General features: G+C 71.4%; 13 protein-coding genes, 3 tRNA genes and 1 pseudogene. 6 read left to right on the top strand and 11 right to left on the bottom strand.

Annotated elements, in window-relative coordinates:
* Window positions 1-44: 44 nt before the first annotated feature.
* The gene (locus BLQ34_RS04250; protein WP_091781932.1) at window positions 45-542 is read left to right on the top strand and encodes a MarR family winged helix-turn-helix transcriptional regulator; all 498 of its coding nucleotides are present in this window, start codon (window positions 45-47) and stop codon (window positions 540-542) included.
* A 12-nt stretch (window positions 543-554) separates the two neighbouring features.
* Here BLQ34_RS04250 and BLQ34_RS04245 read toward each other — a convergent pair whose 3' ends face one another.
* From BLQ34_RS04245 to BLQ34_RS04235, 3 genes are all read right to left on the bottom strand, one after another.
* Window positions 555-1,151 (bottom strand): GNAT family N-acetyltransferase, encoded by a 597-nt coding sequence (locus BLQ34_RS04245; RefSeq protein ID WP_091789256.1) that lies wholly within the window; start codon window positions 1,149-1,151, stop codon window positions 555-557.
* Window positions 1,152-1,199: 48 nt separating this feature from the next.
* Window positions 1,200-2,117, bottom strand: coding sequence for a hypothetical protein (locus tag BLQ34_RS04240; protein ID WP_091781929.1), 918 nt, complete (start codon window positions 2,115-2,117; stop codon window positions 1,200-1,202).
* Window positions 2,118-2,293: 176 nt separating this feature from the next.
* Window positions 2,294-3,280 carry an LLM class flavin-dependent oxidoreductase gene (locus BLQ34_RS04235; protein ID WP_091781926.1) on the bottom strand — a complete coding sequence of 329 codons (987 nt, stop codon included), beginning with the start codon at window positions 3,278-3,280 and terminating at the stop codon, window positions 2,294-2,296.
* Between the two features lie 192 nt (window positions 3,281-3,472).
* On the opposite strand from BLQ34_RS04235, the gene BLQ34_RS04230 reads away from it, so the two are divergent.
* The gene (locus BLQ34_RS04230; protein WP_091781923.1) at window positions 3,473-3,901 is read left to right on the top strand and encodes a PNPOx family protein; all 429 of its coding nucleotides are present in this window, start codon (window positions 3,473-3,475) and stop codon (window positions 3,899-3,901) included.
* Between the two features lie 48 nt (window positions 3,902-3,949).
* On the opposite strand, the gene BLQ34_RS04225 is transcribed toward BLQ34_RS04230, so the two are convergent.
* Together BLQ34_RS04225 and BLQ34_RS04220 are read right to left on the bottom strand one after the other, a co-directional pair.
* On the bottom strand, window positions 3,950-5,707 hold the full coding sequence (locus tag BLQ34_RS04225) for a sensor histidine kinase (RefSeq protein WP_197674771.1): 1,758 nt from the start codon (window positions 5,705-5,707) through the stop codon (window positions 3,950-3,952).
* On the bottom strand, window positions 5,704-6,438 hold the full coding sequence (locus BLQ34_RS04220) for a response regulator (protein ID WP_091781920.1): 735 nt from the start codon (window positions 6,436-6,438) through the stop codon (window positions 5,704-5,706). The genes BLQ34_RS04225 and BLQ34_RS04220 overlap by 4 nt, the downstream gene beginning before the upstream one ends.
* A gap of 125 nt (window positions 6,439-6,563) precedes the next feature.
* Between BLQ34_RS04220 and BLQ34_RS04215 the strand changes: the two genes are divergently transcribed.
* The gene (locus BLQ34_RS04215) at window positions 6,564-7,175 is read left to right on the top strand and encodes a GTP cyclohydrolase II (protein ID WP_157692894.1); all 612 of its coding nucleotides are present in this window, start codon (window positions 6,564-6,566) and stop codon (window positions 7,173-7,175) included.
* Between the two features lie 14 nt (window positions 7,176-7,189).
* Here BLQ34_RS04215 and BLQ34_RS04210 read toward each other — a convergent pair whose 3' ends face one another.
* Window positions 7,190-9,145, bottom strand: a complete 1,956-nt coding sequence (locus BLQ34_RS04210; RefSeq protein WP_091781913.1) for a thiamine pyrophosphate-binding protein — start codon at window positions 9,143-9,145, stop codon at window positions 7,190-7,192.
* 91 nt (window positions 9,146-9,236) lie between these two features.
* Between BLQ34_RS04210 and BLQ34_RS04205 the strand changes: the two genes are divergently transcribed.
* Window positions 9,237-9,851 carry a Rossmann-fold NAD(P)-binding domain-containing protein gene (locus BLQ34_RS04205; protein WP_091781909.1) on the top strand — a complete coding sequence of 205 codons (615 nt, stop codon included), beginning with the start codon at window positions 9,237-9,239 and terminating at the stop codon, window positions 9,849-9,851.
* Window positions 9,852-10,437: 586 nt separating this feature from the next.
* Entirely contained in the window at window positions 10,438-10,998 is a 561-nt protein-coding gene (locus tag BLQ34_RS04200; RefSeq protein WP_091781906.1) for a hypothetical protein, read from the top strand.
* A 163-nt stretch (window positions 10,999-11,161) separates the two neighbouring features.
* Here BLQ34_RS04200 and BLQ34_RS04195 read toward each other — a convergent pair.
* From BLQ34_RS04195 to BLQ34_RS04180, 4 genes and pseudogenes are all read right to left on the bottom strand, one after another.
* A tRNA-Val gene (locus tag BLQ34_RS04195) sits at window positions 11,162-11,236 on the bottom strand.
* Between the two features lie 44 nt (window positions 11,237-11,280).
* Window positions 11,281-11,351, bottom strand: a tRNA-Cys gene (locus BLQ34_RS04190).
* Window positions 11,352-11,373: 22 nt separating this feature from the next.
* Window positions 11,374-11,446, bottom strand: a tRNA-Gly gene (locus tag BLQ34_RS04185).
* Between the two features lie 32 nt (window positions 11,447-11,478).
* Window positions 11,479-12,500: pseudogene (locus BLQ34_RS04180) on the bottom strand (YihY/virulence factor BrkB family protein).
* A 170-nt stretch (window positions 12,501-12,670) separates the two neighbouring features.
* Between BLQ34_RS04180 and BLQ34_RS04175 the strand changes: the two are divergent.
* Entirely contained in the window at window positions 12,671-14,317 is a 1,647-nt protein-coding gene (locus BLQ34_RS04175) for an acyl-CoA dehydrogenase family protein (protein ID WP_091781903.1), read from the top strand.
* A gap of 25 nt (window positions 14,318-14,342) precedes the next feature.
* Here the strand turns inward: BLQ34_RS04175 and BLQ34_RS04170 are convergent, their stop codons facing one another.
* Complete coding sequence (locus tag BLQ34_RS04170) at window positions 14,343-14,717, bottom strand: VOC family protein (RefSeq protein WP_091781898.1); 375 nt, start codon at window positions 14,715-14,717, stop codon at window positions 14,343-14,345.
* Window positions 14,718-14,731: the final 14 nt, after the last annotated feature.

The raw sequence follows: 14,731 nt of genomic DNA, 5'->3' as shown, positions 1-14,731 counted from the left end.
TACACGATTTAGTTGTTCCTTCAAGTGATGGCTACACTGTGGATATGGACCCGCGACACCCCAGATGGCTGGATGAGGACGAGCGCGCCGCGTGGCTGCGGTTGATCGCCGTGGTGGAGCTGCTGCCCAGCGCCCTCGACGCGCAGCTGCGGCGCGACTCCCAGCTCACGCACTTCGACTACTACGTGCTCGCCATGTTGTCGGAAGCGCCGGAACGCACCTTGCGGATGACCGCTCTCGCCGCCCGCACCAACGCCACCCTCCCCCGCCTGTCCCACGTCGTGCGCCGGCTCGAGGACCGCGCCCTGGTGGAGCGGTTCCCCTGCCCGCAGGACGGTCGTGCCACCAACGCCCGGCTCACCCCCGCCGGCTGGGACGCCGTCGTCGCCGCCGCGCCCGGACACGTCGAGGCGGTGCGCCGGCACGTCTTCGACCCGCTCACCCCAGCGCAGGTGGGGCAGCTGCGTGAGATCTGCGACGCCCTGCTGCCCACCCTCGACCCGGACCGGAGCCTGGCACCGCTCTACGAGGCGACCACCTGACCGGTCGCCCCCTCAGCCTGGGCGCACCTCCAGCCGCATGACCCAGCGCCACTTGGCAATCTGCCGGTCGCGCTCGAACCCGAGCTCCTCGAACAACGTCTCCGGCCCCGTGTGGAAGTAGGCACCGCGCTGCGGTGGCCGGAGCTCGACCTGCTCCGGGTAGGCCTCGACGACCCCGCCGCCGGCCGCCCGGATCTGCTCGAGCACGCCAGCCAATGCGGCCCGGGCCACCCCCTGGCCACGGTGCTTGCTGCCGGTGAAGATGCACCCGATCCGCCAGGCCGGCTCGGCGACGAGCCCCTTCTCGTAGACCTTCCGGTTCTTGATGTTGGGGAGCTCGGCCGGCGACCCGAACTGACACCAGCCGACACAGGTGTCACCGTCGTAGACCAGGACCTGGTGCACCGTGCCGGCACGAGCGTGCTCCTCCTTGGCGGCCCGGTTGCCCGCGGCGGACCCCGCCGAGAACCCCTCGGGGTGGAACCCCATGCACCAGCAGCCGCCCCACACCCCGTTGTTGGCCTCGACGAGCGCGGCGAAGTCCGGCCACGTCTCCCCCGTCAGCAGTCGCGTGGTGAAGGCTTGGCTGGTCGTCGACGAGCGAGGCATGCCGGCAGCGTCCCACGGCGACACCGACAGCTCGGGTCGGCCCTCAGGTCAGGGCACCACTTTGTCGAGGTCGTCGCCGGCGATGACCGTGGTGATGAACCGGTAGCCGTGGTTGGCCGCGAAGCGCGGATCGGTCTTGACGATCTTCATGAACTTCTTGTGCTCGGCGTCGTTCTGGCCGACCAGGCAGCCTGCGCTCATCTTGCCGATGTCGGCCGGGGACTGGTTGTGCCCCGAGTGCTGGTTGATGCCCGAACCGCTGCCGGCGTTGAACTGCTTGTCGCCCGGTCGGATGCCGTCCTTGTTCTTGTCGCGGAACACCTTGATGGTCGCGGACTGCACGAGCGCTTCGTGCTTGCGAGGTGCGGTCAGCTCGGGATGGTGGAAGCCCACCGTCCACGCCTTGTACTGGCCGAAGGCGATCCGCGCGGCGCCATCGGGGTTCACCGGGTTGATCGTGAAGAACCGGCCCGGTTCCGTCGTGCACAGTGCGTTGAGGTCCAGCACAGGGACCCCCTTGGCATTGAAGTGGAACACCGTGCGCCGGTCGTTGAAGACATTCGCCTTGTCGGCGTTGTGCCGTCCGGACTTGTCGGTCCCCTCCACGTAGACGATGTTGAGGAAGCCGGGCAGCCGCGCGACGAAGAAGCCCTTGGCGTGCAGGTAGCGCACCATCCGGCTGGCGAAGTCGTTCCCCAGCTTGAGTGGCAGGACCGCGTCCGCCTTGTCAGTGAGCAGGCCCTTGGCGATCTGGGGCGTCACGGCGTCCTTGAACCCGAACCCCCGGTGCTTGGCGTAGCGGGCCAGGGTGAGCCTGCTCGCCGAACCGAACTGCCCGTCGGCCGGCGGGTCGAGGCAGCCGAGGAGCGCGAGGCGGGTCTGGATCTCCTTGGCGAGGGCGATGTTCTGGCCGAGCTTGCTGACGTGCACCGAGGCGGACCCCGCGGCGATGGTCGAGAGAGGCATGGTGCGCTCCGTGGGCGAGGGCGTGAGACGACCGAGCCGACCCCGACCTCCCGGCGCCTGCTCCAGGGAGGCTCGCGCCCCCGAAAACACCCTGCATCGCGACTGTCCCTTCCAGAGGGACAGCCCAAGGCTAACGCACCCGAACCACCGACAAACCAGTCAGATGACGGACTGGGTCAGCCCGCCTCGACCTTCGGCATGATGTCGTTCTTCAGGCGCTTGAGGTCGTCCAGGGTCTTCGCCACCGGGACGTCGACGAAGGGCGGCCAGAGCAGCGGCATCGTGAGACCGGCCTCCTGGTAGCGCTTGAGCATGTCGGTGATCTGCTTCTCGCTGCCGACCAGGATGTTGGAGCCCTTGCCGACATCGGTCTGGTCGACGTCGACGTCCGTGATGACGAACCAGATCATGCTGCACATCTCGAGGTCGTCGATCGACCGGCCCAGCTCCGCGAGCTCCGCTGCGATGGCCGTGCGCCAGTCGGCGAACTCCCGCGGGGTGTCCTGGATCCCGATCCATCCGGACAGGCCGTACTTGGCCACCCGGTTGGCCGAGCGCTTCGCGTCCTTCAGCCCACTGAAGTAGATCGGCGGGTGCGGCTTCTGCAGTGGCTGGTGCCCGAACCCGCTGGGCTCGAAGTCGGCGAACTCGCCGTGGTACTCGAAGGTCTCGTTGCTCCAGATGCCCTGGCAGATCTCGATGGTCTCCCGCACGTGGGCGTGCCGCCTTGGGAAGAGGTGGGTCGCGCTGGCTGCGTCGAACTCCTCGGGCATCCAGCCCGCACCGACACCCACGTTGAGCCGCCCACCCGAGAGGTGGTCGATGGTGGCGCACTCGGCCGCGAAGACGCCGGGCGCGCGGTAGGGGGTGTCGGTGATGCTCATGCCGATGCGCACCTTCTCGGTCCGCGCCGCCAACCACGGCAGCAGTGGCCAGCCCTGGAACCACTTGCCGTTCGACGCGACCGGGAGCTGCGGCGGGAACTCCTTGATCATCCCGAACGGGTACTTCATCTCGCCGCGGTCGGACGACTCGGGAACGATCAGCCGGTCGAGCGTCCACACCGAGTCGAAGTCGAGCTCCTCGGCGAGGTCGGTCAGGTCGGCGAGCTCCTGGACGGTCACGTCGTTGCGGAAGTTGGGCAGGTAGAGGGCCAGCTTCATCGGTCACTCATCTCCTCGTGCGGGGCCGGCGGCCCGCACCACGACGCCCTCGCGCCCGGTGCGGCCCTTGCCCCGACCTAACCCAACGCCCCGATCCACCCGCAAGGTCGGCGGGATCATGGTTTGCTCAACGTGCCCCGCCGCGCCGCCGGTGTGGGCGGCCGAGCGGCCCGCGACAGCAGGAGCGCCACCATGAGGTTGGACCAGGACACCGCCCGCAGCCGGCTGTCCGCACAGGTGCACGGCGTGCTGTGCACGCTGCACCCCCGGCGCGGCCCCGACCCCCAGCCGGTCGTGTATGCCGTGAGCGCCGACGGGCACGTCGGCGTGCCGATCGACCGGGTCAAGCCCAAGACGACGTCGCGCCTCCAGCGCGAGGCCAACCTGGCGGCGGACCCACGGGCCGCGCTGCTCGTGGAGCGCTGGGAGGCCGAGGACTGGTCCCGGCTGTGGTGGGTGCGCGCGCAGCTCGAGCACGTGGCCGACCCGGGCCCGGCCCTGCTCGACGAGCTCGCCGACCGTCTCGCCGCGGTGGTGCCGCAGTACGCGGACAAGCCGTTCCACCACCTGCTGGTGTGCCGGATCGTGGCGGTCACCGGCTGGGCGGCCAGCGACGGCTGACCGTCACCTTGCTCGATCACGCCGTGGCGCGATCACCCCAGGGCCCGGTCACCCGGAGGGCGCGACAGGTCGGCGGATCCGCACCAGCATGGCGGTTCCGGCCGGGCTGGTCTCACCGACCGTGAGGTCACCGCCCATGGCGCAGACCAAGCCGTGCGCCAGTCCCAGCCCGAGGCCGACGCTCTCGTCGTGGGCGGGGTCGTCCGGTCGCGCCGGCCGCTTCCGGGGTGCCGAGGCCCCCCGCGAGAACGGCGTGAAGACCACGGGCAGCAGCGCCGCCGGTATGCCGGGGCCGTCGTCCTGGACGGCCACGAGGACCGTCGTGTCGTCGCCCGACGGACGGGTCCGGACGGCCACGTGCCCGTCGGGGTTGCCGTGCCGGATGGCGTTCGTGAGCAGGTTGAGGAGCACCTGGCGCAGGCGCCGGCGGTCGACGTGGACGAGGTCGTCGTCGAGCTCGTGCGTCAACGTGACCCCCCGGTGCGCAGCCGTCTCGGACAGCAGGCCGAAGGCCTCGTCCACGACCTCACTCAGGCGAACGGCTTCGAGGACCAGCGGGAGGGCGTTGGCCTCGATCCGGCTGAGGTCGAGGACGTCGGCCAACAAGTCCATGACGTGACCGGCCGCGGCCGAGATGTGGCCCAGCGCCTCGCGGCGCCTGGCCTCGTCGAGGTCGATCGTCCCCAGCAGCTCGGCGAACCCCACGATCGCCTGGATCGGCGTGCGGGCCTCGTGCCCGACCGCGGCCAGCAGCTCGGACTTCGCGTGGGAGAGCTCCTCGGCAGTGCGACGGGCCGTCTCGGCCTCCGACCGGGCCCGGCGCTCCCGCTCGGCCATTCGGCGTTCGGTGAGGTCCAGGACGTTGACGACGTACTGCGCGGGCGAACCGTCCCGTCCGCGCAGCAGCGAGACGGTCACCTCGACCTCGATCACCGGCCGTGCGGTCCGGTGCAGCACACCCTCGAAGGCGACCGGCCCGCCCCCGCGCCGGCCGAGCTGCTCGAGCCGGGAGTCGAGGGAGCGCCCCTTGGCGGTGAGGAGGTCGGCCAGCGGTCGCCCGACGGGGTCCTGCCCACCGAGCTCGGTGAGCGCGACGTTGCTCGTGACGACCACCCGGTCGAGCCCGACGATGGCCATGCCCAGCGAGTTGTCGTCGAACGACCGCCGGAAGCGCTCCTCGCTCTCGACGAGGTCGCCCACGAGGCCGGCGTGCTCGATGGCGACCGCGGCGAGGTGGGTGAACCGGTCGACCAGCAGCTGCTCCCGGCTGCTCGGGCGGTGCGGCCGCTGGTGGTAGACCGCGAAGGTGCCGACCGGCATACCGTCGCTGCCCTCGATCGGGGTCGACCAACAGCTGCGCAGACCCGCGGACCCGGCCAGCTCCCGGTAGTCCGCCCATCGGGCGTCGGTGCGCACGTCGGTCGCCACCACGGGCGCGTTGATCGCCGCCGCCGTGCCGCAGGACCCCGCGTGCTCCCCGATCGGCAGGCCGTCGATCGCAGCGGTGTAGTCGGGCGGCAGGCTGGGTGCGGCCCCGTGGTGCAGCGTCCCGCGTTCACGGTCGAGCAGCAGGACCGAGCAGCGAGCCCCGGGCATCAGGTGCTCCAGCGAGGTGAGGATGAGGGTGAGCACGGCGCGCAGCGGAGCCGCGCCGGCGATCAGCTCGAGCACCTCGGCCTGCCGGTCGAGCATCTCGCGGGCGTCCTCGGGGGCGAGCTCGGACGCCGACCCCGCTGCGGGGACGGTGCCACGCGGCCCGTGCTGCGTCCCGACCGGCTGAGGGCGCGCCAGGTCGGCGGCGCTCATGCGCTCTCCACCAGCTGGTATCCGACGCCACGCACGGTGCGCAACAGGCGCGGCTGCGACGGGTCCTGCTCGAGCTTGAGCCTCAGCCGGTGCACGTGCTCGGTCACGGTCGCCTCGCCGAGCCACTCCGACGAGGCGTTCCAGACCCGGTCCACCAGCTGGCCGCGGGTGTAGACGTGGCTGGGATGGGTGGCGAGGAAGGACAGCAGGTCGAACTCCTTCGGGGTGAGCTCCACCTCGCGGTCGCCCACCAGCACCCGACGACTGCCGGGGTCGATCCGCAGGTCTCCGACCACCACCACCTCTCCGGACAGCTCGGGCGAGCTGCGTCGCAGCACCGAGCGCACCCGGGCCGCGAGCTCGCCCGGCGAGAACGGCTTGACCAGGTAGTCGTCAGCCCCCAGGTCGAGGCCGACGATGCGGTCGGTCTCCCCGTTGCGTCCGGACAGCACGATGACCGGCAGGTCGGACCGGCCGGCTCGTCCTCCGCGCACGGCCCGCAGGACGTCGAGGCCCCCCAGCCTCGGCAGCGACAGGTCGAGGACCACGAGGGTCGGGTGGTCGTCGCGGATCCGGCGCAGCGCCGTGTCACCGTCGTCGGCCTCGACCACCCGGAAGCCCGCGTCGTCGAGCTGCCAGCGCACCACCGTGCGGATCGCGGCGTCGTCGTCCACCACCAGGACGACCGGCGCCCTCGAGTCGGCGCCCTTGTCGGCCGTGCTCTGGCTCATGCGCGATGGTGGCACAGGCGGAGACCGCCCGACCAGCGTCCGGCGCCGGGGTGCCGAGCAGGTCGTTGAGCGGGCGTTGAGATTGCGTTGGCCATGACCTGAGAGACCACCCTCACACTGGCCTCGTGATCACCCGCCTGATCGAGACGGTCGTGCCCACGGAGTACGGCCAGCTCCGGGCCTACGGCTACCGCGAGGACCGCCAGGGGCAGGAGCACCTCGCCCTCGTCCGCGGTGACGTCAGGGCGATGCGGGACCATGGAGTGCTGACGCGGGTGCACACGGAGTGCCTGTCCGGCGACGTCTTCGGGTCCGGACGGTGCGACTGCGGCCCGCAGCTGCGGCTGGCGCTCGCGATGATGGCGGAGGAGCCGGCCGGCGTGCTCGTCTACCTGCGCGGGCACGGCGCACGAGGCCTGGGCCTGGTCGACCGGCTCCGGGCCCACTCGAGGCAGGACCACGGCCCTGGTCGCGGCGGCCCACCCGACCTCGACCTGTTCGCCGACGCGCGGGACCACGCAGCAGCTGTCGCCATCCTCGCGGACCTCGGCGTCAGCACGGTGCGGCTGCTGACGAACAGCCCGAGCGAGGTGCGGGCGGTGCGCCGCGGTGGCATGGCCGTTCGCGAGCAGGTGCCGTTGCTGACCGCCGTGACGCCGAGCAACGTCGTCTACCTCACCACCGGAATGCCACGGCTCGGCCACGTCCTCGCGCGAGCCGTCGGCGACCCGCGCTGACCCCGCCTCCTCGGTCAGAGCAGCTCGGCGTCCTGCTCGACGCAGAGCAGCACCGGCCCGTCGGCCGCGAAGAGCTCCGTCATGGCGGTGTCGAGCTCTTCGCGACGGGTGACGCGGATCCCGCGGGCACCGCACAGCTCCGCATACGCGGCCCAGTCCGGGTTGGTGAGGGACGTGTGCCACACCGGGTAGTCGGCGGCCAGCTGCTCCTTGCTGATCTTGCCCAGGGAGTTGTTGTTGAGCAGCACGTGCTTGACGGGGATGTCGTGGTGCACGGCGGTGGTCAGCTCCATGGCGTACTGGCCGAAGCCACCGTCGCCCGTGACGGCGACGACCGGTCGGGTCGGGTCGGCGGCCCAGGCGCCCAGCGCCGCCGGGTAGCCGAAGCCGATCGAGCCGAGGTAGCCCGACATCAGCACCGGCTGCCCCTTGGACTCCAGGTAGCGTCCCAGCGAGTAGGCGTGGTTGCCCACATCGACAGCCACCACGGCATCCTCGGGCAGGTGGTCGGACAGGGCCGCGAAGACCGCGGCGGCCGAGACACCGCGCCCGCGGTCGTCGGCGACGCGACGGGCCTTCTCGGCGCGCCAGATCCTCCACCGGGCGGCCACGTCGCCGCGCTGGTCCTCGGCACTGGACCCGGCCGCCCGGACTCCGTCGGCCAGGGCGGAGACGACGACCGCTGCGTCTCCGAGCACCTCCGCCGTCACCGCGTCGAAGCGGCCGATCGCGGTCGGGGTGTCGTCGACCTGCACGATGCGCTGCCAGGGCGCGATACCGGTGTGGTTGGCGAACGACGCACCGATCACGACCAGCAGGTCGGCCTCGTTCATCAGCCAGCTCGCGACCGGGGTCCCGCTGCGGCCGAGCACTCCGGCGCCGAGGGGGTGCGTGTCGGGGACCAGCCCCTTCGCCTTGAAGGTGGTGAGCACCGGCGCGCCCAGCTGCTCGGCGAGGGCGATGACCTCGGCTCGGGCTCCGCGGGCTCCGTGCCCGACGACGAGCACCGGGCGCTTCGCCGACGCGACCAGCTCGGTCGCGCGTGCGAGTGCATCGCGATCCGGTCCGACGGGGCGGCGTGGGTAGCGGCCGTCCGGGGAACCTGCCAGGGCCGACGACGGCTGCGCCTGCACCTCGTCGGGGAGCACCAGGTGCGCCACGCCTCGGCTGTCGCGGGCGTGCTTCACCGCGAGCGCGGCCAGCTCGGCGTGGTCACTGCCGGACTGCACGGTCGTCGTCGAGATCGCCACGTCGCGGAACACCGCGCCGAGGTCGAGGTCCTGGAAGGCGCCCCGGCCGAGCACCCTGGACGGGACCTGCCCGGAGATGGCGACGACCGGGGAGCCGTCGAGCTTGGCGTCGTAGAGACCAGTGAGCAGGTTCGTCGACCCCGGCCCCGCGATGGCGAAGCACGCCGCGGGTCGACCGGTCCGCTTCCCGTACGCACTGGCCGCGAAGGCTGCCGCACCTTCGTGCCGGATCCCGATGAACCGCAGCTCGCCCCTCTCCTCGGCGTGCCGGAGGGCGTCGGCGAATCCCAGGTTGGAGTGGCCGACCATCCCGAAGACCGTGTCGATGCCATGCGCCACCAGGGTCTCGACCAGCACGTCGGCCACCGTCCGTACCGCCGTGGCACGGTCGGGCAGCCGCACCTGGACGCCGTCGGGGCCCTCCTCGACCTGGTAGGCGGCCACCCGGTCGTCGAGGTGGTCGGCGAGCTCTCCGGGCGGGGCGCCGGTGATCGGGTCGTAGTCGTAGCCGTGCCAGGGGCAGCGCAGCAGCCCGTCCTCGATCGACCCCTCGCCCAGGGGTCCGCCCTGGTGTGGGCACCGGTTCTCCAGGGCACCCAGCCGGCCCCGGCACCGGGTGAGCGCGATGGATCGCCCGTCGACGGTCACGCTGCGCACGCGTCCTTCCTCAGGGACGTCCTGGGGCGGCACCTCGTGCCATGCCGTCGTGGGGCTCTCCATGGAACGCTCCTCGCACCCGTGAACCGATGTCTGTCCGGCGACCATCCTCTGCCCTAGCCTTGAGCCGCACCAGTGACGAAGGGATGACGCCGTGGACCTCACCCAGACGCGCACCAGCTTGCACGCGGTGGCGGAGCTGCTCCTGGCCGGCCCGCAGTACGACGCCTCCGGCGACATCCGGCTCCGCGTGGTCCCGGGCGGCTTCGGCACCGTGGCGCTGCCCGACCTGCGCGTGGTCGGCTCGGAGCTCGTGGGACCAGGCGGGCGGCATCCCCTGAGCGGCACGTATGCCGCCGCGGCGGCTGCGCTGGGCGTGTCACCACGGCGGCTCGACGCCGTCTACAGCGACACCGTCGAGGTCGAGGACGACGACGAGATCGTGACCGAGGCGTCCCACGTCGCGGTGCTGGTGGAGGCCTTCGCGCGGGGAGACGCCGCCCTGCGGGCGTTTGCACCCTCCGAGGAGCCGGTGCTCTGGCCGGAGCACTTCGACATCGGCATCACGCTCGCCGAGGTCAACTACGGGGTCTCTCCCGGCGACTCGACGATCCCCGAGCCCTACGCCTACGTCGGTCCGTGGGCACCGCGGCAGGGCGAGTTCTGGAACCACTCCTTCGGCGCCGCGCGTCCGCTCACCGAGCTGGTCGACGTCCGAGCGTTCTTCTCCGAAGGCGCCCGGCGCGCCACCAACGACCCACCCGCGTAGGCGGTGACAGGACTGCTCGCACGGGCGACCAGCGGACACACACTCCCCCCAGGACTCAAGGACGCGGCTCCTCCCCACCGCTCCCTCGCGAAGTCATGCCGCGGTTCCGGTCTGCGATGGGGACCGCGGCGCTATGGTGCGACGATGACACGCAGGGTGGGGCGGGCGCTGACGCTCGCGGTCAGTGGGCTGCTGCTGGACCGATCGCCGTGGTCGGGCTGGCCGGCCCAGCCACGGCGGCGCCAGGACCAGACCTGGCCGTGACGATCTCCGCGCCGGACCTGCTCGCCTACCACGACAGCGCACGGATCACGTTCACGGTGACCAACACGGGCGACGCCCCGTCGGCGGCCACCGAGCTCGCGGTGTCGCTCTACCCGGAAGAGGCCGGCTCCATCGCCTCGGGGTGCTCCGCCGCCAACCCGACGACCGCGAGCTGCCCCGTCCCTGTGCTTGCACCCGGGGCTGACCTGAGCTTCGTGTTCGGGTCGCGGCCGCGGGACACCGACTGGGGCGGATCCGGGACCGTCACCGGCACGCTGCCCCCGGCGACGCCGACGCGACCAACGACGAGGCCTCCCGGACCGTGGCGTTCGCCGGGCCGACGACGTTCACCGAGACCCTCTCCGGGCCGGGCCCGACGGTCACCGCGGGCACCACCATCACCCTCCGGGTGCGGATCACCAACACCGGGCCGAATCCGGGGATCACGAACTTCCAGCTGGGCTTCGACGAGACGATGCAGCCGCGGCCCGCGGTCGCGCCGAGCGGCTTCCTGTGCGGTGCCGACCCCTACGAGTGGCAGTGCACGACTGACGCCATCGCTGCCGGCGACTCGGTCACCGTCGACTTCCCGTTCCGCATTCCTCAGTCGGACGTGGGTCGACGGCTGGTCGCCGATCTCGCCGGCGACACGACAGGTCGTTGGTCCGCCCGGGTCGTCGCACCTGCCGCACCGGCCGCACACCCAGCAGCCCCCAGGCCACCCGCTTCGCCTGGCGCGGCGCCCGGTGCTGCAGCCGATCCGGCACCGACGCTCGCCAACACCGGTCCCCCGGTCGGCTGGGAAGCCACCATCGCCGCCCTGCTCTGCCTGAGCGGTGTCGCCCTCCACCTCGCAGCCCGCCGCCTCCCGACCTGCAGGTGAACGGTCAGTTCTCTGCCATCCAGACGGCTGGCCCGACCGGGTCCGTCGTCGCCTTGGTCGTCGTCGACCTGATCGCAGAGCACCTGTGCCTTGAAGGCGTCGTCGTCAGGCGGCGCGGGACGAGAACGGCCCCCGGCCTGCGGTGCAGGTCGGGGGCCGTTGCTGGTGGGCGATACTGGGTTTGAACCAGTGACCTCTTCCGTGTCAAGGAAGCGCGCTACCACTGCGCCAATCGCCCGAGGGTGGTGCGTGTTCGTTCGTGCTCGGGGTTCGTACGTGTCGAGGTGGAGACGGGATTTGAACCCGTGTACGCGGCTTTGCAGGCCGCTGCCTCGCCTCTCGGCCACTCCACCGTGAAGGCGGTCAAACCCTCCGAGCGGATGACCGGGCTCGAACCGGCGACCTCAACCTTGGCAAGGTTGCGCTCTACCAACTGAGCTACATCCGCATGCACGCGCTATTGGTGTCGAACGGGGTGTTTCACCCGCTGCGCGTGCGTGCAGACATTATCCGATCATCGGCGTCGTCTCCAAATTGAGTGTCATCCGTGTCGTTTCCACCGTCGCGGGGCATGGGGGTGAGCGGCTTGCGAGCCTCGTCGCGCAGCGCCCGGACCGATGAGGAGAGCTCTTCGCCTGCGTCTCCGGAGCTCAGCGGCACGGCTGCGCCCGAGGCGTTGAGGGGCTCCCCGGAGGCCCTGCGCCGCGCCACCCGACCCTTGACCCACTCGACCGCCTTGGCCCGCAGCGACAGCCGCTCCTCCACCGGCCACATCTCGCGGATCGCGGCGTTGAGGGCGGCCCCGATGAGCACCGCGATGGCGAGGGCGTAGAGGAAGATCAGCAACACGATCGGCGCCGACAACGGCCCGTAGATCGAGGTCCCGCCACTGACGGACGCGGTGATCGTGCCGCGCAGCACGAAGGAGGCAAACACCCAGATCAGCAGGGTGAGCACGGCACCGGGCACGTCGCGCAGCCACGGCGAGCGTCGCGGCGTCGAGATGTGGAACAGCGTCGCGATGCTGGCCACAGCCAGGACGCTCACGACCGGCCAGTAGAGGTACGCCAGGAACTCGGCCCGGGGCGGCAACAGGTCCTTCAGCCAGGTCGGGCCGATCACGACGAGCGGTACGACCACGATCCCCACGATCAGCGACAGGAAGTAGAGGGTCAGCGACAGGGCACGGGTCCGCACGATCCCCGCTCGCCGGACTGCCCGTACATGATCGAGATCGTGTCGACGAAGACGTTGAGCGCTCGTGACCCCGACCAGATGGACAGGAGGAAGCCGAGCGAGATCAGGTCCCCGCGGCCGTTCTGCAGCACGTCGTTGGCCGTGGGCAGGATGATCTGCTCGACGACGTTGGCGACCAGGAAGTCTGACGCGAAGTTCTGGATGCCCTCGATCAGCTGGTTGACGATGTCCTTGCCGAGCCAACCGCTGACGTAACCAACGCCACCGAACAGCCCCAGCACGAGGGGCGGCAGCGACAGCAGCATGAAGAAGCCAGCCTCGGACGCCAGACCGGTCACCCGGTAGCGCAAGCAGACCCGGATCGTCTCCACCGTGAGCCTCGCCGCGGGCATGGCTCCGGGCACGCGGAGCAGCACGCGCCGTACCCGGGCCTTGGGAGTCACCCCGTCACGGTATCCCGGCATAGTGTGCCCCCGTGCCCACCCACGCCGTGACCAACCAGGTGCCCCCGCTCCCCGAGGTCAACACCGTCACCTCCCAGCCAGCGCTCGCCGAGGGCCTGCGTCGCTGGGCCGGGCCGGCGGCCCACGACGAGATCACCGCGCTGGGAGCGCGCGCCGGCAGCGCCGAGGCACGCAGCTGGGCCGTCCAGGCCAACGCGCACGAGCCGGTGCTGCGGACCCACTCCCCCACCGGCGAACGCGTCGACGAGGTCGACTTCCACCCCGCGTGGCACTCCCTCATGACCGCCGCCGTCGGTGCCGGGCTCACGGCCGAGCCGTGGACCCAGCCGCAGGGTGGCGACGCCCACCTGCGCCGCGCCGCAGGGTTCATCGCCTGGTCCGAGAACGAGCAGGGGCACCTCTGCCCCGTCTCGATGACGTATGCCGCGGGGCCGGCCCTCGCGGCCAACCCCACCCTCGCGGCGCGCTGGCTCCCCCAGCTCGCCTCGCGCAGCTACGACTTCGGGCTGCGGCCGCTCGCCGACAAGCGGGGCGCCCTGGTCGGCATGGGCATGACCGAGAAGCAGGGCGGCTCGGACGTGCGCGCCAACACCACCCGCGCGGTGCGGACGCCGGGTGGACCGGTCGAGGGAGGCGACAGCTACCGGCTGACCGGTCACAAGTGGTTCTGCTCGGCCCCGATGAGCGACGGGTTCCTCGTGCTCGCCCAGACCGAGGCCGGCGTCGGCTGCTTCCTCGTGCCGCGGGTCCTCGACGACGGCTCGCGCAATTCCTTTGCGCTGCAACGCCTCAAGGACAAGCTCGGCAACCGCTCCAACGCGTCGTCCGAGGTGGAGCTCGACGGCACGTGGGGCGTGCTGGTCGGCGACGAGGGCCGCGGCATCCGCACGATCCTCGACATGGTCGCCGCGACCAGGCTCGACTGCATCCTCGGCTCTGCCTCGACGATGCGCGCCGCGCTGGTGCGCGCGGTGCACCATGCCCGGCACCGCTCGGCGTTCGGGGCACTGCTGGTCGACCAGCCCCTGATGCAGAACGTCCTGGCCGACCTCGCGCTCGAGGTCGAGGCCGCGACGACGCTGGCCCTCCGGCTGGCGCACGCCGTCGACGAGGGCGACACGGCGCTGTCCCGCCTCGGAGTCGCGGTCGGCAAGTACTGGGTCTGCAAGCGCACCGCACCCATGGTCGCCGAGGCACTGGAGTGCCTGGGCGGCAACGGCTACGTCGAGGAGAACGGGCTGGCGCGCCTCTACCGCGAGGCCCCGCTCAACTCCATCTGGGAGGGATCGGGCAACGTCAACGCGCTCGACGTCCTCCGCGCCATCTCGCGTGAACCCCTGTCCGTGGAGGCGTTCCGCAAGGAGGTCGCACTCGCGCACGGGCACAGCGCTGTCCTCGACGCCGCCATCGCCCGCGTCGACGAGGTGGTGCGGTCTGCCGCGGAGCCGGGCGCGCAGGCTGGCGCCCGGCGCGTGGTGGAGCACCTCGCCCTGACGCTGCAGGCGTCGCTCCTGGCGCGGCACGCGCCCGCCGAGGTGGCCGACGCGTTCGTCGCCAGCCGGCTCGGCGGGGCGCACGGAGTCACCTTCGGGACGCTCGAGGCTGGCCTGTCGGCGGGACACGCCCGGACGATCGTCGACCGGGCGTTCACCGCCTGATCCGCGGCGCCTCCTCAGGGCGAGGTCAGTCCTCGATCACCGACATGACGTTGCCCGCCGGGTCGGTGAACCACGCGATGAGTGGGCCGCCCTTGCGGAAGATGCCCTTCTCGTCGGTCTCCATCTGGGTGCCCTCGTACTTCTCGAAGACCACCCCGCGACTGGTCAGCTCGTCGACGGTGGCCTCGATGTCGGCCACGGGGAAGTTGAGGATGGTGAACCCGGCCGGCTGGTGGTCCGGCTTCGGATAGGCGATGGCGCGGTGGCCGCCGCCGAGGCTGATGCTGAGGATGCCGTTGTCCTCGGTCACGTCCAGCCCGAGTTTGTCCGTGTAGAAGGCGCGGGCGGCCTCGGTGTCGGGCACCGAGAAGCCGCTGAAGGCGTGGGACTCGCTGAGCATGGTTGCTCCATTCG

The sequence above is a fragment of the Pedococcus dokdonensis genome, assembly GCF_900104525.1.
GTDB classification, from domain to species: Bacteria; Actinomycetota; Actinomycetes; order Actinomycetales; family Dermatophilaceae; genus Pedococcus; species Pedococcus dokdonensis.
Note: the sequence above shows the minus strand (reverse complement) of the source record. Positions and strands in the feature narration are given on the sequence as shown.